General features: G+C 51.6%; 25 protein-coding genes. 21 read left to right on the top strand and 4 right to left on the bottom strand.

The genetic code is table 11. The features are described 5' to 3' along the window. Nucleotides 1-68: 68 nt before the first annotated feature. Genes AB1F12_RS08940 through AB1F12_RS08925 form a run of 4 tightly spaced genes read left to right on the top strand, consistent with a single transcriptional unit; the run spans nucleotide 69 to nucleotide 3,332 of the window. Nucleotides 69-947, top strand: coding sequence for a YicC/YloC family endoribonuclease (locus AB1F12_RS08940; protein WP_368183593.1), 879 nt, complete (start codon nucleotides 69-71; stop codon nucleotides 945-947). After that, nucleotides 947-1,588 (top strand): guanylate kinase, encoded by a 642-nt coding sequence (gene gmk / locus AB1F12_RS08935; protein ID WP_368188326.1) that lies wholly within the window; start codon nucleotides 947-949, stop codon nucleotides 1,586-1,588. Before AB1F12_RS08940 ends, gmk begins: the two co-directional genes overlap by 1 nt. After that, entirely contained in the window at nucleotides 1,585-2,112 is a 528-nt protein-coding gene (locus AB1F12_RS08930; RefSeq protein ID WP_368183591.1) for a gamma carbonic anhydrase family protein, read from the top strand. Before gmk ends, AB1F12_RS08930 begins: the two co-directional genes overlap by 4 nt. Nucleotides 2,113-2,129: 17 nt before the next feature. Next, on the top strand, nucleotides 2,130-3,332 hold the full coding sequence (locus AB1F12_RS08925; RefSeq protein WP_368183589.1) for a PLP-dependent aspartate aminotransferase family protein: 1,203 nt from the start codon (nucleotides 2,130-2,132) through the stop codon (nucleotides 3,330-3,332). Here the strand turns inward: AB1F12_RS08925 and AB1F12_RS08920 are convergent. Continuing rightward, nucleotides 3,329-3,649: a hypothetical protein gene (locus AB1F12_RS08920; protein ID WP_368183588.1), complete on the bottom strand. Its 321-nt coding sequence runs from the start codon at nucleotides 3,647-3,649 to the stop codon at nucleotides 3,329-3,331. The genes AB1F12_RS08925 and AB1F12_RS08920 overlap by 4 nt on opposite strands. Nucleotides 3,650-3,855: 206 nt before the next feature. Between AB1F12_RS08920 and AB1F12_RS08915 the strand changes: the two genes are divergently transcribed. From AB1F12_RS08915 to phoB, 7 genes are all read left to right on the top strand, one after another. Next, the gene (locus AB1F12_RS08915; RefSeq protein ID WP_368183586.1) at nucleotides 3,856-4,896 is read left to right on the top strand and encodes a sensor histidine kinase; all 1,041 of its coding nucleotides are present in this window, start codon (nucleotides 3,856-3,858) and stop codon (nucleotides 4,894-4,896) included. A 193-nt stretch (nucleotides 4,897-5,089) separates the two neighbouring features. Continuing rightward, the gene (locus tag AB1F12_RS08910) at nucleotides 5,090-6,127 is read left to right on the top strand and encodes a substrate-binding domain-containing protein (protein WP_368183584.1); all 1,038 of its coding nucleotides are present in this window, start codon (nucleotides 5,090-5,092) and stop codon (nucleotides 6,125-6,127) included. A 109-nt stretch (nucleotides 6,128-6,236) separates the two neighbouring features. Next, the gene (gene pstC / locus AB1F12_RS08905) at nucleotides 6,237-7,709 is read left to right on the top strand and encodes a phosphate ABC transporter permease subunit PstC (protein WP_368183582.1); all 1,473 of its coding nucleotides are present in this window, start codon (nucleotides 6,237-6,239) and stop codon (nucleotides 7,707-7,709) included. Next, the gene (gene pstA, locus AB1F12_RS08900) at nucleotides 7,706-9,052 is read left to right on the top strand and encodes a phosphate ABC transporter permease PstA (protein WP_368183580.1); all 1,347 of its coding nucleotides are present in this window, start codon (nucleotides 7,706-7,708) and stop codon (nucleotides 9,050-9,052) included. Before pstC ends, pstA begins: the two co-directional genes overlap by 4 nt. Before the next feature lie 11 nt (nucleotides 9,053-9,063). Then, nucleotides 9,064-9,861: a phosphate ABC transporter ATP-binding protein PstB gene (gene pstB / locus AB1F12_RS08895; RefSeq protein ID WP_368183579.1), complete on the top strand. Its 798-nt coding sequence runs from the start codon at nucleotides 9,064-9,066 to the stop codon at nucleotides 9,859-9,861. 14 nt (nucleotides 9,862-9,875) lie between these two features. After that, nucleotides 9,876-10,586, top strand: a complete 711-nt coding sequence (gene phoU, locus AB1F12_RS08890; protein ID WP_368183577.1) for a phosphate signaling complex protein PhoU — start codon at nucleotides 9,876-9,878, stop codon at nucleotides 10,584-10,586. A gap of 20 nt (nucleotides 10,587-10,606) precedes the next feature. Continuing rightward, a complete protein-coding gene (gene phoB, locus AB1F12_RS08885) occupies nucleotides 10,607-11,299 on the top strand; it encodes a phosphate regulon transcriptional regulator PhoB (protein WP_368183575.1) in 693 nt (230 codons plus the stop codon). A 29-nt stretch (nucleotides 11,300-11,328) separates the two neighbouring features. On the opposite strand, the gene AB1F12_RS08880 is transcribed toward phoB, so the two are convergent. Beyond that, nucleotides 11,329-12,342: a LacI family transcriptional regulator gene (locus AB1F12_RS08880; protein ID WP_368183574.1), complete on the bottom strand. Its 1,014-nt coding sequence runs from the start codon at nucleotides 12,340-12,342 to the stop codon at nucleotides 11,329-11,331. A 150-nt stretch (nucleotides 12,343-12,492) separates the two neighbouring features. Between AB1F12_RS08880 and AB1F12_RS08875 the strand changes: the two genes are divergently transcribed. The 10 genes from AB1F12_RS08875 to AB1F12_RS08830 all read left to right on the top strand — a co-directional run bounded on the left by AB1F12_RS08875 (nucleotide 12,493) and on the right by AB1F12_RS08830 (nucleotide 24,101). Beyond that, complete coding sequence (locus AB1F12_RS08875; protein ID WP_368183572.1) at nucleotides 12,493-13,731, top strand: ABC transporter substrate-binding protein; 1,239 nt, start codon at nucleotides 12,493-12,495, stop codon at nucleotides 13,729-13,731. Nucleotides 13,732-13,817: 86 nt separating this feature from the next. Continuing rightward, nucleotides 13,818-14,747 carry a carbohydrate ABC transporter permease gene (locus AB1F12_RS08870; protein ID WP_368183570.1) on the top strand — a complete coding sequence of 310 codons (930 nt, stop codon included), beginning with the start codon at nucleotides 13,818-13,820 and terminating at the stop codon, nucleotides 14,745-14,747. Further along, nucleotides 14,740-15,681 carry a carbohydrate ABC transporter permease gene (locus AB1F12_RS08865; protein WP_368183567.1) on the top strand — a complete coding sequence of 314 codons (942 nt, stop codon included), beginning with the start codon at nucleotides 14,740-14,742 and terminating at the stop codon, nucleotides 15,679-15,681. Before AB1F12_RS08870 ends, AB1F12_RS08865 begins: the two co-directional genes overlap by 8 nt. Nucleotides 15,682-15,684: 3 nt before the next feature. Beyond that, a complete protein-coding gene (locus AB1F12_RS08860; RefSeq protein ID WP_368183565.1) occupies nucleotides 15,685-16,764 on the top strand; it encodes an ABC transporter ATP-binding protein in 1,080 nt (359 codons plus the stop codon). Between the two features lie 74 nt (nucleotides 16,765-16,838). Next, on the top strand, nucleotides 16,839-19,166 hold the full coding sequence (locus AB1F12_RS08855; RefSeq protein WP_368183562.1) for a glycoside hydrolase family 2 protein: 2,328 nt from the start codon (nucleotides 16,839-16,841) through the stop codon (nucleotides 19,164-19,166). Nucleotides 19,167-19,170: 4 nt separating this feature from the next. Continuing rightward, nucleotides 19,171-19,926, top strand: a complete 756-nt coding sequence (locus tag AB1F12_RS08850; RefSeq protein WP_368183561.1) for a sugar phosphate isomerase/epimerase family protein — start codon at nucleotides 19,171-19,173, stop codon at nucleotides 19,924-19,926. A gap of 12 nt (nucleotides 19,927-19,938) precedes the next feature. After that, the gene (locus AB1F12_RS08845; RefSeq protein ID WP_368183559.1) at nucleotides 19,939-21,063 is read left to right on the top strand and encodes a Gfo/Idh/MocA family protein; all 1,125 of its coding nucleotides are present in this window, start codon (nucleotides 19,939-19,941) and stop codon (nucleotides 21,061-21,063) included. A 49-nt stretch (nucleotides 21,064-21,112) separates the two neighbouring features. Beyond that, nucleotides 21,113-22,708: a glycoside hydrolase family 43 protein gene (locus tag AB1F12_RS08840; protein WP_368183557.1), complete on the top strand. Its 1,596-nt coding sequence runs from the start codon at nucleotides 21,113-21,115 to the stop codon at nucleotides 22,706-22,708. Nucleotides 22,709-22,896: 188 nt separating this feature from the next. Beyond that, nucleotides 22,897-23,343, top strand: a complete 447-nt coding sequence (aroQ, locus tag AB1F12_RS08835) for a type II 3-dehydroquinate dehydratase (protein WP_368183555.1) — start codon at nucleotides 22,897-22,899, stop codon at nucleotides 23,341-23,343. After that, nucleotides 23,340-24,101: an autoinducer binding domain-containing protein gene (locus AB1F12_RS08830; protein WP_368183554.1), complete on the top strand. Its 762-nt coding sequence runs from the start codon at nucleotides 23,340-23,342 to the stop codon at nucleotides 24,099-24,101. The genes aroQ and AB1F12_RS08830 overlap by 4 nt, the downstream gene beginning before the upstream one ends. Nucleotides 24,102-24,541: 440 nt before the next feature. On the opposite strand, the gene tsf is transcribed toward AB1F12_RS08830, so the two are convergent. Further along, nucleotides 24,542-25,417, bottom strand: coding sequence for a translation elongation factor Ts (gene tsf, locus AB1F12_RS08825; protein ID WP_368183553.1), 876 nt, complete (start codon nucleotides 25,415-25,417; stop codon nucleotides 24,542-24,544). A 107-nt stretch (nucleotides 25,418-25,524) separates the two neighbouring features. Next, entirely contained in the window at nucleotides 25,525-26,301 is a 777-nt protein-coding gene (gene rpsB, locus AB1F12_RS08820; RefSeq protein WP_368183550.1) for a 30S ribosomal protein S2, read from the bottom strand. Between the last annotated feature and the right edge of the window lie 120 nt (nucleotides 26,302-26,421).

The following is a 26,421-nucleotide window of genomic DNA, read 5'->3' as shown; positions in this document are numbered from 1 at the left end:
GCCCCGCATTTAATTTGGCATTACTCCCTAGACGAGTGTTCAAAAAGGAGACGCCCGTGATCCGATCCATGACAGCTTTTGCTACCATTACAGGGGGGGCTGAGGGGGCCAACTGGGCCTGGGAAATGCGCGGTGTTAATGCCCGCGGTTTGGATCTGCGGATACGATTGCCCGACGGAATCACGGGGCTAGAGGCCGATCTGCGCAAAGCGGTAACCCAGCGATTGGGGCGCGGGAATGTGACAATCGGATTGCGTTTGACCCAAGACGAGTCAGCCCAGGCATTGATGTTGGATCAGGATCAACTGGACCGCGTTTTGGCGGCTTTTGTGCAAATTGAAACCCGCGCCTATACAACCGGCGTGACACTTGCTCAGCCGACGCCTGCGGATGTTTTGAACCAGCGCGGCGTTATCGTTCAGGGCCGGTCAGACACGATGTCAGACAATATTATCAAGGCATTGAACGGCGAAATTCAACCATTGATCGATGCGTTTGTCGCCATGCGTGAATCCGAAGGCGCAGCGCTTGAGAATGTCATTGCCGGTCAACTTGATGAAATCGAACGTTTGACAGATGCCGCTGCCGAGGCCGTGGTGGCTCGCAAAAACGAGATTCGTGAAAATCTGCGCGCCGCGCTGCGTCGGGTTGTGGATGACATCGCGGATGTTGAACCGGACCGTGTTGCTCAGGAACTGGCTCTGCTTGCTGTTAAACAAGACGTCACCGAAGAGATTGACCGGTTGCGAACCCATGTAGAGGCCGCGCGGGCGTTGTTGATCGAAGACGGACCTGTGGGCCGAAAATTTGATTTTCTGGCACAGGAATTCAACCGAGAAGCGAACACGCTGTGCTCTAAGGCGCAGTCAAAAGGGTTAACAGCCATTGGGCTGGACCTGAAAGCCTGCATCGATCAGATGCGCGAACAAATCCAGAATGTGGAATAATCATGGCACGTCGCGGACTTTTGGTAATCCTTTCTTCACCTTCAGGTGCCGGAAAATCAACTTTGGCCCGTCGTTTGATGGAATGGGACCCAGAGCTTAGTTTTTCGATTTCGGCCACCACACGAGCGCCTCGGCCGGGCGAAGAACACGGTCGCGAATATTATTTTTTGGATGAAAGCGATTTCAAACAACAAGTTACAGAAGGTCAAATGCTGGAACACGCCCATGTTTTTGGCAATTTTTATGGATCCCCCGCCGGTCCGGTCAAAACCAAAATCGATCAGGGCTGTGACGTGTTGTTTGACGTGGATTGGCAAGGTGAACAGCAAATTCGCAACTCTGATCTGGGGAAACACGCATTGTCGATTTTCATTTTGCCCCCGTCTATCAACGAATTGCACCGCCGGTTGATCAGCCGTGGCCAAGACAGCGAAGACGTGATCACCAAGCGAATGCAGAAAAGTTGGGATGAGATAAGTCATTGGGGCGCATACGATTATGTGTTGATCAATGACGATTTGGATCACACCGAAACCCAATTGAAAACCATCATTCAAGCCGAAAGAATGCGCCGCGAACAACAGCCCGGCCTGCAGGAACATGTGCGCAATCTACATGCAGAATTTGAGGAAATGTCATGAGTTGCTACGAACTGGATGGATTCGCGCCGCATATCGATTCCAAAGCCTGGATTGCCCCGGGATGTCACATAATCGGCAAAGTGCGACTAGAAGCTGACACGTCTATTTGGTTCGGAACGACGATCCGCGGCGATAATGAAATGATCAGCGTTGGCGCCGGTAGCAACATTCAGGAAAATGCTGTTCTTCATACAGATATGGGATTTCCGTTAACGATTGGGGCAGGGTGCACCATCGGGCACAAGGCGATGTTACATGGCTGTGTGATCGGTGAAAACTCACTGATCGGCATGGGCGCGACGGTTTTGAACGGGGCCAAGATTGGTAAAAACTGCCTGATCGGCGCGGGTGCATTGATAACCGAAGGCAAAACCATTCCGGATGGATCTTTGGTCATGGGCACGCCGGGCAAAGTGGTGCGCGCACTGGATGAGGCCGCAATCCAGAACCTGCGTGCCTCTGCTTTGCATTATCAGCAAAATGCACTTCGGTTCAGATCCGGCCTAAAGAAAATTCCAGAATAAACCTGAAAGTATCTGAAATGACTGACAAAAGCCTGATCCGTCGCGTTGATTGGCCAAGTTCGGTATCTCGTCCTGTGGCGACCCCGTTGCAGCCTTCTGTGGTCTACGCATCCCCTGATCCTGATGCGTTGGATGCGCAATATGATCAGAATTCTGGCTATACTTATGCACGCGAAGGGCACCCAAATGCGGATATTCTGGCGCGAAAAATTGACATGCTCGAAGGTACGCAAGACGGGTTTGTGCTTGGATCGGGGATGGGTGCGATTGGGGCGACGTTACTGGGGTGCCTAAAGGCGGGGGATCATGTTGTCGGTGGCGATCAGCTTTATGGTCGTTCTTTACGATTATTAACACAGGATCTGCCGCGATTGGGCATCGAAACCTCGCTCGCTGATCCAACAGATGCTGCTGCGATCAAGGCTGCAATTCAGCCCAACACAAAGCTCATTCTAGTTGAGGTGATCTCAAATCCAACAATTCGCGTGGCGGATATGGCAGGCATTGCGGCTGTGGCCAAAGAAACCGATGTTTTGCTGGCCGTCGACAACACATTCACCACCCCGCGTTTGTTTCAGCCGTTCGATCATGGTGCGGATATCGTCATTCATTCCGTGACCAAATTGTTGGCCGGGCATTCGGACGCGACTTTGGGATATGTTGCCGCCAAAGATCCGACCCTAAACGACGCGATCCGCGCTGCGAATGTAACATGGGGTTTTACGCCCAGCCCGTTTGATTGTTGGTTGGCCGAACGTGGTTTGCAAAGCTTTGATCTGCGGTTGGACAAAGCGGAGGCAAATGCCGCGGACTTGGCCGAAAGCCTGTCAAAATGTGAAAATGTATCGCGGGTTTTGTACCCAACGCGGACGGATCACCCGGATCACAATCGGGCCATTGCATTGCTGGGCGGGCGTGGCGGCAACATGGTTAGCTTTGAGCTGAAAGGGGGGCGTGCGGCCGCCAACGCCCTGACCCGCGCGGTGCCACAAATCCCATTTGCGCCAACTCTGGGGGATGTGGCAACAACCCTGTCACACCCGGCCAGTTCCTCGCATCGCGGGTTAACGGCAGAGGCACGGATGGCATTGGGCATTAGCGAAGGCTTTTTCCGGGTGTCGGTCGGTGTCGAAGAAACTGGATTGGTTGCACGGGAATTGGCAAGTGCAATCAACGCATTACAGCGCAATATTAAAGTGATTGATGAGGCGCGGTTCTAAAAAACCGTGTCCAATTCCAAGATGTCAAAATCAATATCGGGCGCTGCATTTCGCACCTCACGTTTGACGACACGTGGATTTGGCAGGTTGCGAACCAATGCCCGATAGCGTCCAGAAAAGCCGAGCTGAGACAATGCAATGGCCAGTTCAATTGCGTCAAAATCTTCGCCCATCAAGGCAGAAATGATCACATCAGGCTGCACATCTTTAAGCAGGGATTCGCCGAGATCGTTGAAACCAGTGAAATGAAAGCCGTCTAATTCGGGTAAAACCCGTCCGTTGCGCCGCCAAGAGCTCAGATTCCCAACGACAAGCATCGTTGGTTGATGTGAACCAATGCGGGTTAACTTGACTTCCAAGGTGGTGTCCCTCTTTAAAATATCGAGAAATACGGTTGCACGTCGAATACTTCTGCGCGAGCGCCGTTCCCACAGACGCAATTATAAGGAGAAGCGGGTGGTAAACAATGTTGTTCTGAAAGATTGTTGCGCCAACGCGGATTCTTGAACCCAGAAAGAGCCAAATGAACGTTAACGAAATGCAGTCCTTCGTCGATGGGCTTCCTTTTCCGGTGGTTGTGATCGGAGGCGATGAAAAGATAAAAGCCAAAAATTGTGAGGCACGTCAACTGCTTGCACAAGATGGGTTGGGCCGACACTATATTACTGGCCTGCGCCAACCAGGGGTTTTGGATGCGGTTGAGGCCTGTTTTAAAACTCGCGAAACCCAGCGGTGTCGCTATCTGGGGCATGAAAGTGGCCGTGACACCACATGGCAAGTCAGCGTCGCGTCAGTGGTCTTAGATAAACAAAGAGGCGCAATTCTGAGTTTTGAGGACGTCACAGCCGTCGAAGAAGCCGGGCAAATGCGTCGCGATTTTGTCGCCAATGTCAGCCACGAGCTGCGCACACCTTTAACGGCTTTGGTTGGATTCATTGAGACGCTCAAAGGCCCGGCACGTGATGATGAGCAGGCGCGGGATCGGTTTTTGGGCATTATGGAAAACGAAGCGGGGCGCATGGCCCGGCTGGTGGATGATCTGCTATCGCTCAGCAAAGTCGAAGAAGAAGAGCGTGTGCGGCCGATGGATAATGTCGAGATTGCTGGCTTGATTCAAAGCGTCGGCGATCTATTGACCCCCTTGGCCCAGAAATCTGACCTGACACTGGATGTGCAAACGCCCGTCGAAGACATCGAAATTCGCGGGCAGGACGAACAATTGCGGCAGGTGATGACCAATCTGATCGAGAATGCGATCAAGTATGGGGCATCGGGTGGCAAAGTGCAGGTGCGATTGTCCGGCCCTCAGCCCGAGCCTGCGCTTAGAACCGAAGGTGTGCGGATTTCTGTGCGCGACTTTGGGGAGGGCATCATGCCCCATCAAATTGCCCGACTCACCGAGCGGTTTTATCGAATCGATGATCACAGATCCCGAGAGGTCGGCGGTACTGGGCTGGGACTGGCGATCGTAAAACATATCGTAAGCCGACATCGCGGCCGATTGAGAATCGAATCTGTGTTGGGTGAGGGCACGTGTTTCACGGTGGTATTGCCTCTTAGCTAGGTGCGCTTAAGGAAAGACACAAAAATTCGGACTTTTTCGTCTTTTTCTTAACTTTGTAGAAAGGAATTGGCCCGTGTCACATTACTTTTACATTGCTGTCACAAAAGCGTTTTGAGCGGGGCTTAGTCACCCCGGCAGAGATCGGGTGTTAACGAATTGTCCGGTCCGTTATGATAAATTCAGGAGCTACTCCATGTCCTTTGCGAAACTGTCTGTTTCCACTCTGGCGATTGCTGCCGTAACTGCCACCGCCGCTGCTGCACGTGACAACGTTCAAGTTGCCGGTTCTTCGACTGTTCTGCCTTATGCATCCATCGTTGCAGAAGCATTCGGTGAAAACACTGATTTCCCTACACCCGTTGTTGAATCTGGCGGATCTTCTGCTGGTTTGGCGCGTTTCTGCGAAGGTGTTGGTGAAAACACAATCGACGTTGCAAACGCATCCCGCGCAATCAAAGACAAAGAAATCGTTGCATGTGCTGAAAACGGCGTCACTGACATCATCGAAGTACGCATTGGCTATGATGGGATCGTTTTTGCTTCGCAACTGAACGGCCCTGCTTATAACGCATTTGAGCCATCTGACATCTATTCAGCGCTGGCCGCTGAGCTGCCTGTTGACGGCGCAATGGTTGCAAACGCAAACGCGCAGTGGGCGGATGTAAACGCCGACCTGCCAGCCGAAGACATTCTGGCCTTTATCCCAGGCACCAAGCACGGCACACGTGAAGTTTTCGAAGAAAAAGTGCTGCTGCAGGGCTGCGAAGACACCGGCGCATTTGATGCGATCATGGAAATCAACGGTGGCGACGAAGATGCAGCAGAAGCCGCATGTATGTCTGTTCGCACCGATGGTTCCTCGGTTGACATCGACGGTGACTACACAGAAACACTGGCGCGCGTTGACTCAAACGCAAACGGCATCGGTGTCTTTGGTCTGGCATTTTACGAAAACAACACAGATGCGCTGAAAGTTGCGACAATGTCTGGTGTTGTGCCATCCACCGAAAGCATTTCAACCGGTGAGTACCCTGTATCGCGTCCTTTGTATTTCTACATCAAAGCCGCTCATATCGGTGTGATCCCTGGCCTGAAAGAATACGCTCAGTTCTTTATGGCTGACGAAATCGCCGGTTCAGAAGGTCCGTTGGCTGAATATGGTCTGGTTGCTGATCCAGAACTGGCAGCGACACAGTCCATGATCGACGAAGAAAAACTGTTCGCACGCTAAGAGCGAACCCTAAGATCGAGGGGCGCCCTTGTTTGGCGCTCCTTATTTTTGCCCTTTGGGGATTAAGTGGTTTGATTTTCTCTGAAACCTAGATGCGAGTGGAGCTGCTATGCCCGTTGCCTGGATCCTTTTGATTGTGCTCGCAATCGCCGTTATTGGCTTTGTGATTGGGCGCGCCCGTGCGATGGCCTCTGCTGAGGGCAACATACGCAATCTGCATTCATTGCCGTCCTATTATGGTTTCTACGTCGCTTTGGCTGGGTTGGTCCCAGCGGTTGGCGTTTTGCTGGTCTGGTTGATTGCGCAACCTTTGGTAATCAACGCCAAAGTGTCGGGGTCTATCAGCGCTGAAATGATCCAAGACAAAGGATCGCTCAGCTTGGCGATGTCAGATGTGCGTCGGATCGCAGATGGGCTGGACCTGGCTGTGTCGCTTGATGTTTTGGACCCGGCCGCCTCATCGAGCGTCGATGAAACCGCGCTGGATGTGCGTGGGTTGCTGGGTGAAATTGGGGTGGCGTTGGGGTCGGATGTAACCGGCGAAACCTTGGTTGCAGCCCAAGAATATCGCGCAAGTTCCAAAACCGCCAACTTGCTTAAATCCATTGTGATCATTGCCTTGTCCTTATTGGGCACCGTCTATGCATGGATGCGCACCAACAAAGGGTTTCGCGCCCGCAACGTTGTTGAACAGGGCGTTAAATCGCTGTTGATCGGCGCGGCGTCCATTGCCATCCTGTCGACGTTAGGCATTGTTTTATCTCTGATTTTCAACACGCTCGAATTCTTTAAGCTTTATCCTGCTGCTGACTTTTTCTGGGGCACGATCTGGTCGCCATCATTTGGGGGGGGATCGTCACTTGGGATTTTGCCGCTGCTGTGGGGGACGTTCTACATCTCTGTAATTGCGCTGTTGGTTGCGGTGCCAATCGGGCTGTTTGCCGCGATTTACCTATCCGAATATGCCAGCCCAAGGCTGAGATCCTTTGCCAAACCGTTGCTCGAAGTTTTGGCCGGTATCCCCACCATCGTATATGGTCTGTTTGCCCTGTTAACGGTTGGCCCAATGTTGGTGACCTTGTTCGGGGATGGCGGGACGTTTGGCGTGTCCTGGATGAAGGGCGGCACCGCTGTGATGACTGCTGGCTTGGTCATGGGCATCATGTTGATCCCGTTTGTGTCGTCGCTGTCTGATGACATCATCAACGCTGTGCCCCAATCCATGCGGGACGGATCGTTGGGGCTGGGCGCGACAAAATCAGAAACCGTACGCCAAGTCGTCATTCCCGCCGCATTGCCGGGCATTGTTGGCGCCATTTTGCTGGCCGCGTCGCGGGCGATTGGTGAAACCATGATTGTGGTGTTGGGGGCAGGGGCCGCCGCCCGGTTGTCGATGAACCCTTTCGAAGCCATGACCACCGTCACCGCCAAAGTGGTTAGCCAATTGACCGGTGATAGCGATTTCGCCTCACCAGAAGCTCTTGTCGCCTTTGCGCTGGGGATGACGTTGTTTGTCATCACCTTGGCGCTGAACATTGTCGCGCTGTATGTCGTGCGCAAATATCGGGAACAGTACGAATGACCGACAATTCTGTAGATATGCCAAATGGCGCCCCGGCCGCGGCCCCCAAATCGTCTCTTTTGACGGTGGATGCGCGGACAAAGAAACGCAACGCCGCCGAAACCCGGTTCAAAGCTTATGGCTTAACCGCCATCGCTGTGGGTCTGTTGTTTTTGGTTGTTCTGCTGACAACGATTATCAGCAACGGCACCGGCGCGTTTACGCAAACCTTTGTGAAACTGGACATCACTTTGGATCAGGACCGCATTGACGCGGCCGAAGCGTCGATTGTGAAAACGTCCAAATACAACGCCATGATTGAGGATGTGCTGATCGCGGCCATCGCGGACAGTGGCGTGGAAACCGACATCACCAGCGGCAAAGAGCTGCGCAAAATGATGTCATCCTCTGTCGGGGGCCAGATCCGTGAATTTGTGTTGGCAAACCCGGATCGGATTGGCGAAACCGTCACATTTTCGTTCCTCGCATCATCCCGTGTGGATGGGTACCTAAAGGGACGCGTCAGCCGCGAAAGCCTGGCACGTGATAACAACCTCAGCCCGCAACATCTTGATATTGTGGATGCATTGCTGGATAGCGGTGTGGTGGCCAAAACATTTAACTGGGCCTTTATTTTTGGGGCGGACGCCTCAGAAAGCCGCCCAGAGCAGGCCGGGATCGGCGTGTCGATGATCGGATCGCTGTTCATGATGTTTGTGGTGCTGGCGCTGGCTCTGCCCATTGGGGTTGCTGCATCTATCTACCTAGAAGAGTTCGCACCGCAAAATGTCTGGACCGATTTCATTGAGGTGAACATTTCGAACCTCGCCGCTGTGCCGTCGATTGTCTTTGGTATTCTGGGCCTTGCTGTGTTCATCCAGTTTGCACATCTGCCGCAATCTGCCCCCTTGGTGGGTGGCTTGGTCCTGACCTTGATGACATTGCCGACGATCATCATTTCGACGCGCGCCTCACTAAAGGCAGTGCCACCCAGCATCCGGGATGCTGCATTGGGGGTAGGAGCGTCCAAAATGCAGGCGGTTTTCCACCATGTTCTGCCGCTGGCCATGCCCGGCATCCTGACTGGAACCATCATCGGATTGGCCCAGGCTTTGGGGGAAACCGCACCGTTGCTTTTGATTGGGATGGTTGGGTTTATCGCCTCAAACGCCCCCGATGGACTTGCGTCAGGTTTCCTTGATCCAAACTCGGCCATGCCGGCCCAGATTTATGAATGGGCGAAACGTGCAGATCCGGCTTATTATGAACGCGCATGGGGTGGGATCATTATATTGCTCCTGTTCCTGATGACGATGAACATCATCGCCATCATCCTGCGCCGCCGCTTTGAACGTCGCTGGTAGGGGCACCCGTTATGAACGATATGAGACTCATTGAAAGAGCCGCTGACATGAAAGATATCAAGATTTCTGCCAACAAGGTGCAGGTCTATTATGGCGAAAACCACGCCATCAAAGACGTGGATGTGCGGATCGAATCCAACACCGTCACTGCGTTCATCGGCCCGTCAGGCTGTGGGAAATCCACATTTCTGCGCTGTTTGAACCGGATGAACGACACCATTGATGTGTGTCGTGTGACTGGTGAAATTCTGCTGGATGGCGAAGACATCTATGACAAACGGGTGGACCCGGTGCAATTGCGTGCCAAGGTTGGTATGGTGTTTCAAAAGCCAAACCCATTCCCAAAATCCATCTACGACAACATCGCCTATGGACCGCGCATTCACGGACTGGCCAAATCCAAGGCTGATCTGGACGTGATCGTCGAAAAATCGCTGCGCCGCGGCGCGATCTGGAACGAAGTCAAAGATCGGCTTCATGCGCCGGGAACCGGCCTGTCGGGTGGCCAACAGCAACGTCTGTGTATCGCGCGCGCCGTCGCCACCGAACCAGAAGTGTTGTTGATGGACGAACCATGCTCGGCTCTTGACCCAATCGCGACTGCGCAAGTTGAGGAATTGATTGACGAATTGCGCGAAAGCTATTCGGTTGTGATCGTGACACATTCGATGCAGCAAGCCGCACGTGTATCACAGAAAACCGCGTTTTTCCATTTGGGGAATTTGGTTGAATTTGGTGAAACCGGCAAAATTTTCACCAACCCAGTAGATCCCCGTACCGAAAGCTATATTTCCGGCCGGATCGGCTAACAAAGGACATGACCATGAGTGAACAACATATTGCGTCCGCCTATGACCGTGACCTAGAGGCCATTCAGGCGCTGGTGATGAAAATGGGTGGTTTGGTTGAAGCGGCCATTCTAGACGGTGCCAAATCATTGGTTACGCGCGACGTTGAACTGGCCGAACAGGTTAAGATCGGTGATCGCGCCGTCGATGAACTTGAGGAACGGATCAACGAAGAAGCGGCGCGCACGATTGCATTGCGCGCGCCTGTTTCGCAGGATTTGCGCGTGGTCCTAACGGTTCTGCGCATTTCAGCCAGTTTGGAACGGATCGGTGATTACGCCAAGAACATGGCGAAACGTACTGAAATCCTTGTGGAATTACGTCCCATCACCGATACGGATGCGGCTTTGCGCCGGATGGCCCGCGAAGTGCAGGGAATGTTGAAAGACACGTTGGATTCCTATGTTCAACGCGACGCTGCATTGGCCCAAGCGGTGATCGAACGCGATCACGATGTGGATCAGATGTATAATGCGCTGTTTCGTGAATTCCTCACCTTTATGATGGAAGATCCGCGCAACATTACGGCCTGTATGCACCTGCACTTTATCGCCAAGAACGTCGAACGGATGGGCGATCTGGTCACCAACATGGCCGAACAAGTGATCTATCTGGTCACAGGAACCATGCCAGAAGAACCCAGACCAAAGGCCAACAGCACCGCATTTTTATCATCTGACGAATAGTAAATTCAAAGGTAAGTCCCATGAACACCGCCACGCAACCTCATGTTTTAATTGTAGAAGATGAAATCGCTCAACGTGAAGTTCTATCTTATAACCTAGAAGCAGAAGGGTTTCGTACCTCAAAGGCCGAAGACGGGGAACAAGCCCTGTTGCTGGTCGAAGAGGAAAAGCCGGATGTGATTGTGTTGGATTGGATGTTGCCAAATGTGTCTGGGATCGAGGTTTGCCGCCAGCTGAAAACCCGCCCCGAAATGCGTGATGTTCCGATCATCATGCTGTCCGCCCGATCCGAAGAGGTCGACAAAGTGCGCGGGCTTGAAACTGGTGCGGATGACTATGTGGTCAAGCCATATTCGGTGTCAGAATTGATGGCCCGTGTGCGCACGCAATTGCGCCGGGTGCGTCCGTCAACGGTTGGTCAGGTTCTGACCTATGAAGACATCATTTTGGACAGTGAAACACATCGGGTAAAGCGCGATAAACATTCCCTAAAATTGGGACCGACCGAATTCAGATTGCTGTCCACTTTTATGGAAAAACCTGGCCGCGTCTGGAGCCGGGAACAGCTATTGGACCGGGTTTGGGGGCGAGATATTTACGTCGATACGCGCACCGTTGACGTTCATATCGGCCGTTTGCGCAAAGTTTTAACGCAGAATGGCGGTAGCGATCCGTTACGAACCGTGCGTGGCGCAGGGTATGCGTTGGGTTAACTTTGCTGCGTAACGAATTGTAATATATATTAAATGTCCGGAAATTCGGGCGTTTCAATTTGTTGCAATGGTGCTTTTTCAGGGTCACGGATGGCTTGCACAGCGGCCTTTGCCAAAAAATCGCCCGCCATATGTACATTTTCCTGAAACGCCAAAATCCCTTCGCGAAACAGTGTTAAGAACGGGATTGCCTCTTTGGCGCAGATATCCATATCCGGTCCCACAAATCGATTTTGCGTCTCCATACCGGCGACAGATGCCATACATGAATTGGTCGATGCGGTGATAATGCCGTCAATTTCTGGATGTTGGGCCACTTTTTGAGCCACAAACTCTTTGATCTCTGCGCTGGTATTGTCGGATGTGATATGTTCGGGAATACAAAGGTTTACACCTAATTCCTTTGCCATCTCCTGACTGCCTTCGATCATTTCACGACCGTAAAACTGTGAAAAAGGCGCTGTGATGAACAACAGGTTCTTTCGACCACGATCCGCCAACATATCAACGGCTTTGGCGCCAAAGATGCGGTTATCAAAGTCAAAATAGGGGTGTTTATCTGCCAGGTTGGTCCGACCATGGGTCGCAAACGGAAACCCACGTTCCAACAAATACCGAATTCTGGGATCGTCGGGTTTGGTTTGGTTTAGAATGATCGCATCCGCAGATCCGGTTTCAACCACATACCGCACAGGCGCCATCGGGTCATCGACAGGAAAATAGGGCGTGACATTCAAATGGAAATTGGTGCCGCGCAACCCACCCGAGATAGAGGTGATCAAACTCGATGTGTGGTTCATGATGTCATATTCGGTCGACATCACCAAAGCGATCACATTTGTTCGTCCAGTACGCAACCGAACCCCGGCCCGATTCGGTACGTAACCGATTTCGCGCGCAACTTCCCGTACCCGTTTTTTGGTTTCCTTGCCAATATCGGGGGCATCATTCAATGCGCGTGAAACCGTCGGCACGGCCAACCCGGTTAGGCTCGAAATGGTTTTGAGCGTCGGTTTTTTCTTTGATTCATATGGTTGGGCCATGGGGCCTCTTAAAGATATGGGGCGGTTTCGCCAATAGACAAGGCGCCGCGCCCGTGAAAATTGTTTAATTAAGATCGCAAAAAAATCTTGTTTACGCAAACTAAATCGTTATAGGCTCAACTGTAACGATTTAGACAGGGAGGTTGGATCGTGAAACTTACAACAAAAATGTTGGCCGCAACGGCTCTTGTGGCGGCGTCTCAGGTAGCTGCTGATGGCGTAGAACTGGAAGTAACCCATTGGTGGACGTCCGGAGGCGAAGCTGCCGCCGTTTCTGAATTTGCAAAAGCGTTTAATGAAAACACAGATCACGATTGGGTCGATGGGGCCATTGCCGGGTCCGGTGGTACTGCGCGTCCGATCATCATCAGCCGTATTTTGGGCGGTGATCCAATGGGCGCCACGCAGTTGAACCACGGTCGCCAAGCCGAAGAGCTGATCGAAGCCGGCCTGATGCTTGACCTGAGTGATGTTGCTGAAGCCGAAGGATGGCGCGATATCGTAACGCCCGTTGCGTTGCTCGACAGCTGTACCGTTGATGGCAAAGTTTATTGTGTGCCTGTGAACATTCATTCTTGGCAGTGGATTTGGCTGAGCCATCAGGCCTTTGCGGATGCGGGTGTTGATGTTCCTGCAAATTGGGACGAATTTGTTGCTGCTGCACCTGCATTGGAAGCCGCAGACAAAATTCCATTGGCCATGGGGCAGCAGCCTTGGCAGAGCGCGGGCGCATTCAGTGTGATGAGCATCGCGATCGCCGGGATTGATGCTTGGTCCGCTGTGACAATTGACAAAAACGCTGATGTGGCCGCTGGCCCTGAATATGCGGCTGTTTTCGAAGCTGCAGCAAATGCCCGTTCCTTTGCGGCTGAGTCCAACGTTCAGGATTGGAACCAAGCCACAAACCTCGTGATTACGGGCCAAGCGGGCGCGCAAATCATGGGCGACTGGGCACAAGGTGAATTCCAGCTCGCTGGTCAGGTTGCTGGCGAAGATTACACATGTTTGCCAGGTTTGGGCGTGAACGAGATCATTTCAACCGGTGGGGATGCGTTCTATTTCCCTGTGAATGATGATCCCGCGATCACTGCCGCTCAAAAAGAACTGGCGTCGTTGCTGATTTCACCAGAGGTCCAGGTTGCGTTCAACTTGGCCAAAGGGTCACTGCCAGTGCGCGGAGACATCGACATGACCGCGGCAAATGACTGCATGCAAAAAGGTCTTGAAATCTTGGCGGCTGGCAACGTACTGCCAGAAGGTGATCAGACTTTGACACCTGACACGCAGGGGCAAATTCAGGATCTGATGGTCGAATTCTGGAATGACCCGGAGTATTCCGCTGCTGACGCTCAGGCGCGGTACGCAGAAATCATTTCCGAAGCTGACTAAATCAGCTTGGCGGGTCCGTTTCGCGCGGACCCGTCTCCTTTCAAGACGTCCGGTCAAAGGACGCAAAAGCAAAGGGGCAATGCGCGATGGCATTGGCACAAAAGGGGCGGGCTGGGCACAAATCGCCAGCCAAACGACCCACCCAATTATTCAGAAACAAATCAGCCAAGATCGCATCGATCCCAATGGTATTTACCGCATTGGTGGTGTTTGTTGGCTGTACGCTTTGGACGATTTACCATTCGTTTACCAAGTCGCGGTTGCTGCCCGCGCCTGATAAATGGATCGGTTTGGATCAATATGAGCGTCTTTGGAGCACACGTAGGTGGTTGGTTTCTATTGAAAATCTCGCGATCTATGGTCTGTGTTCCTTGATCCTCAGCCTCGTGATTGGCTTTACTTTGGCTGCGTTGCTTGATCAAAAAATCCGGGGCGAAGCCGTGTTTCGTTCTATCTTCCTTTACCCATTTGCGCTCAGCTTTATTGTGACTGGGCTGGCTTGGCAGTGGATTTTGAACCCGGATTTTGGCATCCAAAGCGTTGTTCAAGGCATGGGCTGGGAAAGCTTTGCGTTTGATCCGCTCAACAATGCAAAAATCGTCATTTTTGGTATTTTGATCGCCGGAATTTGGCAAGGTTCTGGGTTCATCATGATTGTGCTGCTGGCTGGATTGCGCGGCATTGACGAAGACATTTGGAAGGCCAGCCGCGTCGAGGGTATTCCAACGTGGAAGACCTACATTTTCATCGTTATTCCAATGATGCGCCCGGTTTTTGTCACCGCACTCGTGTTGATCGCAGCTGGCATCATCAAAGTCTACGATTTGGTCGTTGCGCAGACCTCTGGTGGGCCGGGAATTGCGTCAGAAGTTCCGGCAAAATATGTGATCGAAAAAATGTTCCAATCCCAAAATCTGGGGCAGGGCTTCGCGGCATCCACAATGATGCTGGTCTCTGTTTTGGTTGTTTTGATCCCTTGGGCTTATCTCGAATTCGGAGGTCGCAAACGTGACTAATACATCCACAAAGTTTGAGGCGGGCCCGCGTGGCGCAAAACCAAAGCGGCGGTTTTCCTCAACGAACATAATGATTTACAGCACGTTGTTCATCGTATCGATCTACTATTTGCTACCGCTATATGTGATGGTCGTAACGTCGCTGAAAGGCATGCCCGAAATCCGAATGGGCAACATTTTTTCACCACCGGTTGAGGTTACATTTGAACCGTGGGTCAAAGCATGGTCCGAAGCCTGCACTGGTATCAATTGTGAAGGGCTAAGCCGGGGGTTTTGGAATTCTATCGCGATTTTGATTCCGTCTGTTGTCATCTCGATCGCGGTTGCTTCTGTAAATGGTTACGCGCTGGCAAATTGGAAATTTAAAGGATCAGAAGTGTTCTTTACCATCTTGATTTTTGGCGCTTTTATTCCATATCAGGTGATGATCTATCCGATTGTTATTCTGCTCCGAGAAAGCGGTCAGGCCCTGTCCCTTATCCCCGGTGTCGACGTGCGGTTGATGGGCAGTCTCAGTGGGCTTGTGATTGTGCACACCATCTTTGGTATGCCGATCTTGACCTTGCTGTTTCGCAACTACTTTACCTCTGTTCCAGACGAATTGTTTAAAGCTGCTCGTGTGGATGGGGCTGGGTTTTGGGGGATCTATTTCCGGGTCATGTTGCCGATGGCTTTGCCGATCTTTGTCGTAGCGATCATCTTGCAAGTGACTGGAATCTGGAACGATTTCCTGTTCGGTGTCATTTATGCAAAGCCGCAAACCTACCCAATGACGGTTCAACTGAACAACATCGTCAATTCTGTTCAAGGGGTCAAAGAATACAACGTCAATATGGCTGCGACCTTGTTGACCGGACTTGTCCCCCTCGTGATCTACTTTGCCTCTGGCAAACTTTTTGTGCGCGGCATCGCTGCCGGCGCGGTGAAAGGCTAAATTATGTCTCAACCTTCTGTAGAAATCCGTCAATTAGACCTTCGGTTTGGGGCTGTAGAAGTCCTTAAGCAGCTGGATCTGTCCATTCAGCAAGGTGAGTTCCTGGTGTTGTTAGGATCATCTGGTTGCGGAAAATCCACTCTTCTCAATTGCATAGCCGGTCTTCTTGATGTGACTGACGGGCAGATTTTCATCAATGGTGAAAATGTGACCTGGGCGGAACCGTCTGATCGCGGGATTGGTATGGTTTTTCAATCTTACGCGCTTTATCCGCAGATGAGCGTCGAAGGAAACCTGTCATTTGGCTTGAAAAACGCGAAAATGCCCAAAGAAGAGATCAAGCAAAGGGTGGCACGTGCCGCAGAGGTGCTGCAAATCGAACCCTTGCTGAAACGAAAACCGGGGGCCTTGTCTGGTGGCCAGCGGCAACGCGTCGCAATTGGTCGTGCCTTGGTGCGTGATGTTGATGTTTTTCTGTTTGATGAACCATTGTCAAACCTCGATGCAAAGCTGCGAGCAGACTTAAGAGTTGAGTTGAAAAGACTGCATCAACAGCTTGAAAACACAATGATTTACGTGACTCATGATCAGATTGAAGCAATGACGCTCGCGGATCGGATTGCGATCATGAAAGACGGGATGATCATGCAATTGGGCAGCCCGGACGAAATTTATAACCGTCCACAAAATCTTTATGTCGCTGATTTTATTGGGTCTCCGTCCATGACGTTTTTTGAAGGAGAGCTCGTTGGCAACAGCTTTAAAATGGACGCCGGGACCATTCCGTTGGACGGTTACGCATTTTCCCAAGGCGTGACTGATCGCCCGGCGGTGCTAGGGGTGCGCCCTGAACATGTCGAAACCGGTGAAGCGGCCAAAAACCACACGTTTAATACCGAAATCACCGTGGAATTGGTTGAAACCATGGGGGCGGACACGCTGGTTTGGTCCAAACTTAATGGTATCCCGTTTCGTGTTCGGATGGATGGGCAGTCAAAAATCCAGTCTGGGGACAGGCTGCTGATCGGGATTGATCCATCCAAGGTTTCACTTTTTGATAAAAAGAGCGAGCAACGGCTGTGAAGGACATAGTCGATCGTGTTGATTTAACTGGACTTTGGTCGCTTCGCGATCAGAGCGGTGACTACCATGTCGACATGCGTATACCCGGTGATGTGGTCACTGCTTTGGCAGAGGCTGAGGTTATTCCGGATCCGTATTGGGGGCGTAATGAACACGACCTGCGCTGGATTTGTGAACGAGACTGGGTTTTAGAACGTCAATTTACGCTTACACATACTGATATGCAGCTGCATTTGGCTGGGCTTGATTGTGTTGCAAAGGTCACCGTGAACGGCGTTGTCGTGCACCAATCCCAGAACGCTTATCGGCGCTATAAGGTTGATTTATCGCAGGTTTTGGTCGAGGGAAAAAATACAATTGTTGTCCAGTTAGACAGCGCTGCACGTAGTGCTGATCAAAGGCAAGCTGAGCAGGATTTTTATCAGCCCTATAGTAAGAATTGCCCGATCCCAAACGGTAACATGTTGCGCAAACCTGCCTGTGATTTTGGCTGGGACTGGAACATCGCCTTGGGCCCAACAGGTGTGAATGATCCCATATTTTTAACCAGAAATGGCCCGGAAATTGGGGATATTCACATCCACCAAACCCATATCGATCAGCGCGTTAACGTTAGGGTTTCCACCCAAGTTGAGGGCCAGGGAGAATGGGAGATTTCTCTTTATGGTCAAACAGTAAGGGGGATAAGTTCAGGGGGAAAAGTCGAAGCAGAGTTTTCGTTTGATGCGCCAGAACTTTGGTGGCCTGTTGGTTTGGGCGATCAGAAATTGCATGATGTTGTTGTGTCTTTTGCCAATTCGCATCGTGTTGTGCGCATGGGTTTTTGCGACATTCAGCATATCAGTGAACCAGATGAAATCGGCCGTTCGTTTAATTTTAGAGTGAACGGGAAAGACATCTTTGCGCGTGGTGCGAATTGGATCCCAGCTGACGCGTTAGCGGGGCAAATATCCAGGGCCGAAACGCGCGAATTGCTGCAATCCGCTGTTGATGCCCATATGAATATGATCCGTATTTGGGGTGGGGGGCGCTATGAACCTGATTGGTTCTATGACCTGTGTGATGAATTGGGTCTGCTGGTCTGGCAGGATTGTATGTTCGCCTGCAATCTATACCCCGCGGATCCCGCCTTTCTAGCTGAGGTTGATGCCGAAATACGCGATAACGTTAGTCGTTTGCAGCATCATCCCAGCATTGCGCTTTGGTGCGGCGATAACGAACTGATCGGCGCATTGACGTGGTATGAAGAAAGTCTCAAAGACCGAGATCGCTATTTGGTGGCTTACGATCGTCTAAATCGCACGATTGAAACCGCCTTGTTAGAGACTGATCCAGACGCAAATTGGTGGCCGTCCAGCCCGTCGCCGGGGCCGCTCAGTTTTGGGGATGCATGGCATGACGATAATGCAGGGGACATGCATTTTTGGTCCGTTTGGCATGAAGGCAAAGATTTTGAGCATTACCGGGACGTTGCACCGCGGTTTTGCAGCGAATTTGGGTTTCAATCCTATCCTTCAATGGATGTGATCAAACGGTTTGCCGCGACCGAGGATATGAATATCGCGTCGCCGGTCATGGAAAGCCATCAGAAAAACGAAGGCGGAAATGCTCGCATCGCTGAAACCATGTTCCGGTATTATCGGTTCCCTGTGGATTTCCCAAACTTCGTTTACCTAAGTCAAATTCAACAAGCCGAAGCTATCCGCACCGCGGTTACACATTGGCGCAGCTTGAAGCCCAATTGTATGGGAACGTTGATTTGGCAGCTTAACGATTCATGGCCTGTGGCCAGCTGGGCAAGCCTTGATCACAAAGGCGGCTGGAAATTGTTGCACCATGCCGCGCGCCGTTTTTTTGCGCCGGTGATGGCGACGCTTGTCCCTGACAGCGACGGATGGCGCATAAAGGCCGTAAATGATGGGCCTAAAACGTTTACGTCTTTGGTTTCGATCCGCGCAGTGACCCCCGACGGGGGCCAACGATCTGTTTTAACACAGGAAATGTCGATCACCGAACAAGATGCAATGTCAGACGGATTTATCCAGCGCAGTGATATTGGGGATCAAGAAATTCTGATCTTGGATTGGACCAGCCCCGCCGGAAACATGCAAGAGGTCGTAACGCCTAAGCCCTGGAAATCCTATGATTTATCTGCGCCCGAAATCGATATAGATGTCGTGTTTGCAAAGGGGATTTATCAGTTGACCCTCACTGTGAAAAAACCGGCATTCTGCGTTTCAATCGAAGCCGACCAGCCCGGGCATTTTTCAAACAATGCGTTCACGGTTTTACCCGATGCCCCCGTCATAGTGGCATTCACACCTCGTTCGCCGGACGCCAAACCGCGCTTCCTATCGCGCGACCTGCATTCGGCCACTTACCCTACATATGTTCAAGGATAACGACATGAGCAGTTTTTCCTATCAGCTCTATTCCTCACGGAATTTTCCAACGATTTCAGATACTTTCGACATGCTCCAAAGCCTTGGCTATGTCGGAGGCGAAGGCTATGGCGGTCTATATACCAGTGACGAATCCGTCGCGGCACTGGCAAAATCGCTCAAACAAACGGGTTTGACGATGCGGTCTGCGCATATGGGGTTGGATCAGATTGAAAACGATCCCCAAAGCGTGCTGAATATTTGCAAATCTCTTGGAATTGAGATGGTTTTTGTACCCCATCTTGCCCAAGAGGACCGCCCAAGTGACGCGGCGGGTTGGGCAGAATTTGGGCGTCGTTTGGCCATTGCTGGAGCACCGTTTTGGGACGCCGGTTTGGTCTTTGGGTGGCATAATCACGATTTTGAATTCGTGGCTTTGCCTGACGGCAGCCTGCCCATTGACCATATGTTGGGGGCGGATGAGCGTCTTCAATTTGAGTTTGACGTGGCTTGGGCCGTCCGCGCAGGATCAGATCCATTCACCACAATTAACAAGTACAAGTCCCGGATCAAAGCCGCACATGTCAAAGATATCGCAGCCAATGGTCAAAATCAGGACGAAGATGGCTGGGCAGATGTCGGGCTGGGCGTGATGGATTGGCCAGCGATTTATGCGGCTTTGATTGCGGTTGGAACGGATCACTTTGTGATGGAACATGACAATCCAAATGATGACAAGCGTTTCGCAGCCAACGCAATTGCGTCCGCTAAATCATTCTAAGGAATTAATAAAATGAAAAATGTTGGAATAATCGGCTGCGGAAATATATCTGCGGCTTACTTGCGACTGGCGCCGATGTTCAAAGGCGTTCACATCATTGCGGTGGCTGATCTGAATGCAGATGCGGCTCAGGCGCGCGCCGATGAATTTGGCGTTCAGGCACGTAGCATCGATGATCTGTTAAACAGCAGTGACATCGACATTATCGTTAACCTTACCATTCCCGACGCGCATTATGATGTCACGCGCAGCATTCTGGAACATGGCAAACATGCCTATTCCGAAAAACCCTTGGTACTGACATTGGAACAGGGCAAGGCCTTGGCGACATTGGCCGCCGAAAAGGGCCTGCGGGTTGGATCGGCCCCCGATACGTTTTTGGGCGGTGCGCATCAACAGGTTCGGGCGATGATTGACCAAGGTGATGTTGGCCAGATCGTGGCTGGCACGGCGCATGTCATGAGCCACGGAATGGAGCATTGGCACCCGAACCCAGATTTCTTCTTTCTGCCCGGGGCGGGACCGATGCTTGATATTGGGCCGTATTACATCACCAATTTGGTGCAATTGCTGGGGCCTGCAAAACGGGTTGGGGCGCTGACATCGATGGCGTCGCCGACACGCACCATTTTGTCCGAACCCCGTGCGGGCGAGGAGATTCCGGTCAAAACCCCAACGAATATCCACGCATTGGTGGAATTTGAACAAGGGGCAACGATAACGATTTCAACGTCTTGGGATGTTTGGGCGCATCGGCATGCAAATATGGAATTGTATGGGACCAAAGGCAGTCTGTTTGTGCCCGATCCGAATTTCTTTGGCGGCGAATTGGAAATGTCGGGTGAAAACAATGATATTGTTCCGGTTCAGGCGTGGGATCATCCGTTTGGTATCCCAAATGAGGATCACGGCGACCAAAAACAGGCCAATTATCGCTGCGCAGGTTTGGCAGATATGGTTGTTGCCATTGCCGAAGATCGCCCACATCGCTGTGGATTAGAAATCGCGGTTCATGCCACTGATATCATGACATCGATCCTGAAATCGGGTGAGATCGGCGAATTTGTAACGCTTAGCACCACATGTAAACGCCCGGACCCTCTGGGACCCGATGAGGCGCGTGCATTGCTAAAGTAGCTTTTTAACAACGCGTTATGATGTGAAGCAAAGATAAAAGGAGGTCGCGATGATCCGTAATCCGATTTTGCCGGGGTTTAATCCAGATCCGTCCATCTGCCGGGTCGGAGAGGATTACTATATCGCGACCTCTACCTTTGAATGGTATCCAGGGGTTCAAATCCATCATTCAAGGGATCTGGTGAATTGGACCTTGGTGTCTCGGCCGCTGAACCGTGCGGATCAGCTTGATATGCGGGGCAATCCGGATTCCGGCGGGATTTGGGCCCCATGTCTTAGCCATGCCAATGGTGTGTTTTGGCTGGTTTACACGGATGTCAAACGGTTGGGCGGGTCGTTCAAAGATGCCCATAATTACATAGTGACTTGTCCGGACATTGATGGGGAATGGTCAACGCGGGAATACATAAATTCGTCCGGGTTTGATCCTTCTTTGTTTCATGATGATGACGGTCGAAAATACTGGGTGAACCCGCAATGGAACCATCGTGGCCCCGGAACCGGTCAAAACGCGACGCATTCTGCCTTTGATGGCACATTGTTACAGGAATATAAGCCGGGGCAGGGGCTAATCGGCCCGATCACTTCAATCTATCCCGGTACATCCCGGGGCTTAACTGAGGCGCCACATCTGTTTAAACGCAATGGGTATTACTATTTGACCACAGCCGAGGGCGGCACTGGCTATCAACACGCAGTGTCATTGGCGCGGTCGCGGTCGATCCTTGGGCCTTATGAGGATCATCCTGATTTACATGTGATCTGCGCTGCGGACACAGATCATCCGATCCAGCGGACAGGCCATGGCCAATATGTCGAAGCCGCAGATGGCCGGCATTGGCATACTTTCCTTATCGGGCGTCCGATCCCGGATGATCAGGGCAGGGGTCGGTTTTGCCCGTTGGGACGTGAAACCGGGATCGAAGAAGTGGTTTGGAAAGATGACTGGTTATACTTGAAAAACGGCGGTTTTTTACCAAGGTCTGAAATCGATTATGGACCTGAAATCAAAGGCCTGAGTGACAGTGTTCATGTGCCATTTCCAGCAGCGATGCCACCAGAATTTCAATGGTTACGCAGCCCGGAACCTGATCGATTGTTTCAATTAAATCAAGGCGTTCTAACCTTAACGGGACGAGAAAGCCTCGGCAGCTTATTTGAAACGGCATTGGTGGCACGACGCCAGGAAGATTTCAAATACAGCGCCACAACAAGCGTGGCTTTTGTCCCCGATACCTATCAACAAGGTGCCGGTTTAACGACGTATTACAACACGTCAAAATTCCACGCCCTTGTTCTTAGCTATGATCCGAGTTTGGGCCGTTGTTTGTCGATCATGTCGATGTTGGGGGTGCCAAATGCGCAGCTCAGCTTTATTGACGGCGCTTTGACTGCCATTCCGGATGGTGATGTCGAGCTGCGTGTTGATGTCGATCATGCGACGCAACAATTTTATTGGAAGTCCGCAGATACCGATTGGCAAGCCATCGGTCCGGCGATGCCCGCATATCTGATCTCTGACGAAGGTGGCGTGGGCGAGCATTCATCGTTCACAGGCGCTTTTGTGGGTATGTTTGCGTATGATGTATCCGGGCGTGCCAAGCAGGCGTATTTCAATGGATTCTCATATATTCGCAATGGGTGATGGGGTCTGATCCGTACAGATCGTTTGCGCATAATAGGTATTATGGTAAATAAAGATCGTATATGTTTGCTTACCGATCAATTTGGACACCAATCCCGTTAACTATACAGAATTTATAGCACAACCTTACGGCATTTGGGCATTTTGCTTTTGACCAAAGGTTCAAAGATGCTAATCCCTAAAGTGTCATGACTTATTCTATTTTAATCTTAAACGGCCCCAATCTGAATCTTTTGGGAACACGTCAGCCCGATATTTACGGCGCGACGACCCTTGCGGACATTGAACAGTCCTGTGAATCTGAGGCCAAAAAACTTCGACTTGCTCTTGATTTTAAACAGAGCAATTCTGAAGGTGTTCTCATCGATTATCTGCACCAAGCCCGCGAACAGCATCATGGTGTGATATTTAACGCCGGCGCGTACACACATACATCCGTTGCTCTGATGGATGCGATCTCTTCTATTGGGCTTCCGGTTATTGAGCTGCATCTGAGTAATATTCATGCCCGTGAGAGTTTTCGCCACAAAAGCTTTATTGCGCCTGTCGCATTGGGCCAGATCTGTGGATTTGGCGCGGCCGGTTACACATTGGCGATGAACGCCATGAAAACCCATTTGGAGGCGCAATCATGAGCCAATTTGCGCTGCGCAAATATCTGGACGACGTCACGAACACGCAGACGATCGAAAATCTCTGGAACATGCACACCGAAAAAATGGCCTCTTATGGGTTTGATCGGCTGATTTATGGCTTTACGCGGTATAAAACCTCTAGCTCTTTGGGGGATCCTCAGGATTGGGTGATCCTGACCAACCATTCTCCGGACTATATGGATGTGTTCATCGATGAAGGCCTGTATTTCCACGCGCCGATGTTGCGTTGGGCGATTGAAAATAACGGTGCATGTTCGTGGTCTTGGCTAAAGGACATGTATCGCCGCATTAATATTACCGCATCAGAACAGCGTGTTATGGATTTTAACCGGTCCATGGGTGTGACCAGTGGATATACGATTTCGTTCCGCTCAGTGTCTGATCGCTACAAAGGTGCGATTGCTCTGACGGCAAAGGCAGACACCCCCCAAGAGGATGTTGATGCCATGTGGGACGAACATGGTGACGATATCATTGTGATGAACAATGTGGTGCATCTCAAATTGTTGACCCTGCCCTATTCCGGTTCGCGCAACCTGACAAAGCGGCAGCGTGAGGTACTGGAATGGGTTGGCGACGGTAAAACCACCCAAGACATTGCTTTGTTGCTGGGGCTAACCGCCGCGACGGTCGAAAAACATCTGCGCCTCGCCCGAGAGTCGTTGGATGTGGAAACCACGGCACAGGCTGTGTTGAAAGCCGCGTTTTACAACCAAATGTTCGTGCTAGACGTTTGACGTTAACGTAAGTTTATTGCGTTTTCCGTCACGTCGTTCGCAAGCTTTCTAAACAAGGTACGGAATCCCCGACTATCGCGACGTCACGTCATTTGGCATTAATTAACTGTTCCGTGAGTGGTGGCCTTTGGCCAGGGAACGGCGGGTCGGACCCCTTGTGATTTCAAGGCCAGCAGATCCGTACCGGGAAACCGGACGCTGGGCTGTTTTGGAATAATCGTCATGACAGTCCAGCACCCCGAAGATGTTTGTCGCCATTCCATCCCATCCCCGGGATATGCGTCAAACTGAGAAACGGCGTGTCTGTGTTTCCTGACAGATGCGTCGTTTTTTTCATTTTATAGTCACAAGTATGAACAAACCTTAAACGCAAAAGGCCGTCCACAACTGTGAACGGCCTCAAACACCCCTGCCCCAAATGGACAGGTATCGAAAAAATCTTAGCCTTGGGCGACTTTTGCCACTTCTGCTGCGAAATCTTCTTCTTTTTTCTCAATGCCTTCGCCAACTTCGAGACGGACAAAACCAGTGATGGTTGCGCCGGCTTCGGATGCTGCGGCGCCAACGGTCAGGTCAGGGTTCACAACAAACTGCTGGTTCAGCAATGTGGATTCAGCCACGAATTTCTTCATGCGGCCAACGATCATTTTTTCGATCACAGCTTCTGGTTTGCCGGATTCGCGCGCGATATCCATTTGAACCTGCTTCTCTTTTTCAACCAAAGAGGCGTCCATGTCCGCTTCGGACAATGCGGCGGGGTTCACGGCTGCAATATGCATTGCGATCTGTTTGCCCAGTGCTTCGTCGCCGCCCTGCATGGCAACCAGAACGCCGATTTTGCCCATGCCGCTGACAACAGCGTTATGCACATAAGAAACAACAACGTCGCCTTCCAGTGCATCCATGCGGCGCACAGACATGTTTTCACCGATTGTGGCGATTTTTGCTGTGACCAGGGCTTCGACAGATTTGCCACCAGCGTCTGCCGCTTTCAGCGCGTCAACGTCGTTCACACCCAAAGCAACAGTGGCGATTGTGCCAACCATTTCTTGGAATTCGGCGTTTTTACCAACAAAGTCGGTTTCAGAGTTCACTTCGACAGCGACGCCACGGCCACCTTCAACATGAACAGCAACCAGACCTTCGGCGGCGGTGCGGCCAGATTTCTTAGCAGCCTTGGCCAAACCTTTGGTGCGCAGCCAGTCAACGGCTTCTTCCATGTTACCAGCGGTTTCAGTCAGTGCTTTTTTGGCGTCCATCATGCCTGCGCCCGTTGTGTCGCGCAGTTCTTTGACCATAGCAGCGGTAATTGCCATCTCACGTCTCCTTGGAGGGTTTTCCAAATGATTGTTCCGGGTGGGGTTTAGCCCGCACCCGGTATCAGTTTTGCAACAATTGGCCCCATTAGCGGGACCAAAAGTGTTTAGGCTTCGGCAACTTCCGCAGCCGGTGCAGCAATCTCTTCTTCCAGAGCGGCTTCCATTTCGCCCAAGTCAACGCCAGCAGCGCCAAGTTGCGCAGACATGCCGTCCAGAGCAGCGCGAGAGGCCAGATCGCAATAAAGCGAAATCGCACGAGCCGCGTCATCATTGCCTGGGATCACATAGTCAACGCCATCTGGGGAACAGTTGGAATCAACGATCGCAACCACTGGGATGCCCAGTTTGTTGGCTTCAGCGATGGCCAGGTCTTCTTTTTTCACGTCGATAACGAACAACAGGTCAGGCACGCCGCCCATGTCGCTGATACCACCCAAAGACGCTTGCAATTTGCCTTGCTCACGTTCCATGCCCAGACGCTCTTTTTTGGTCAGGCCTTCGAAACCGCGCTCGGATGCTTCGTCGATGGCTTTCAGGCGTTTGATTGACTGAGAAACTGTTTGCCAGTTTGTCAATGTGCCGCCCAACCAACGGTGGTTCATGTAATATTGTGCCGAACGCTCAGCCGCATCTTTGATGTGGGACTGTGCCTGGCGTTTTGTACCAACAAACAGGATCCGGCCGCCTTTGGCGACGGTGTCACGGATTGCTTGCAGAGCCTGGTCCAGCATTGGAACAGTTTGCGTTAGATCCATGATGTGGATGCCGTTGCGGGAACCATAAATATATGGGCCCATTTTGGGGTTCCAGCGCTGTGTCTGGTGACCAAAGTGCATACCTGCTTCAAGCAGTTGACGCATGGTGAACTCGGGAAGAGCCATGTCTTTTCCTTTCCGGTTTAGCCTCAGCGGGGATTGGAGCATTTGCCCAACCGGTGGATGTTTTGGGATGTCTCTCCAAACCACCCGACCCCGCCTGCGGGATTGAATGACGCGCATCTA

Source organism: Aestuariibius sp. HNIBRBA575 (assembly GCF_040932005.1).
GTDB lineage: Bacteria > Pseudomonadota > Alphaproteobacteria > Rhodobacterales > Rhodobacteraceae > CANLNM01.
This window is presented reverse-complemented; position numbering and strand designations above follow the sequence as displayed.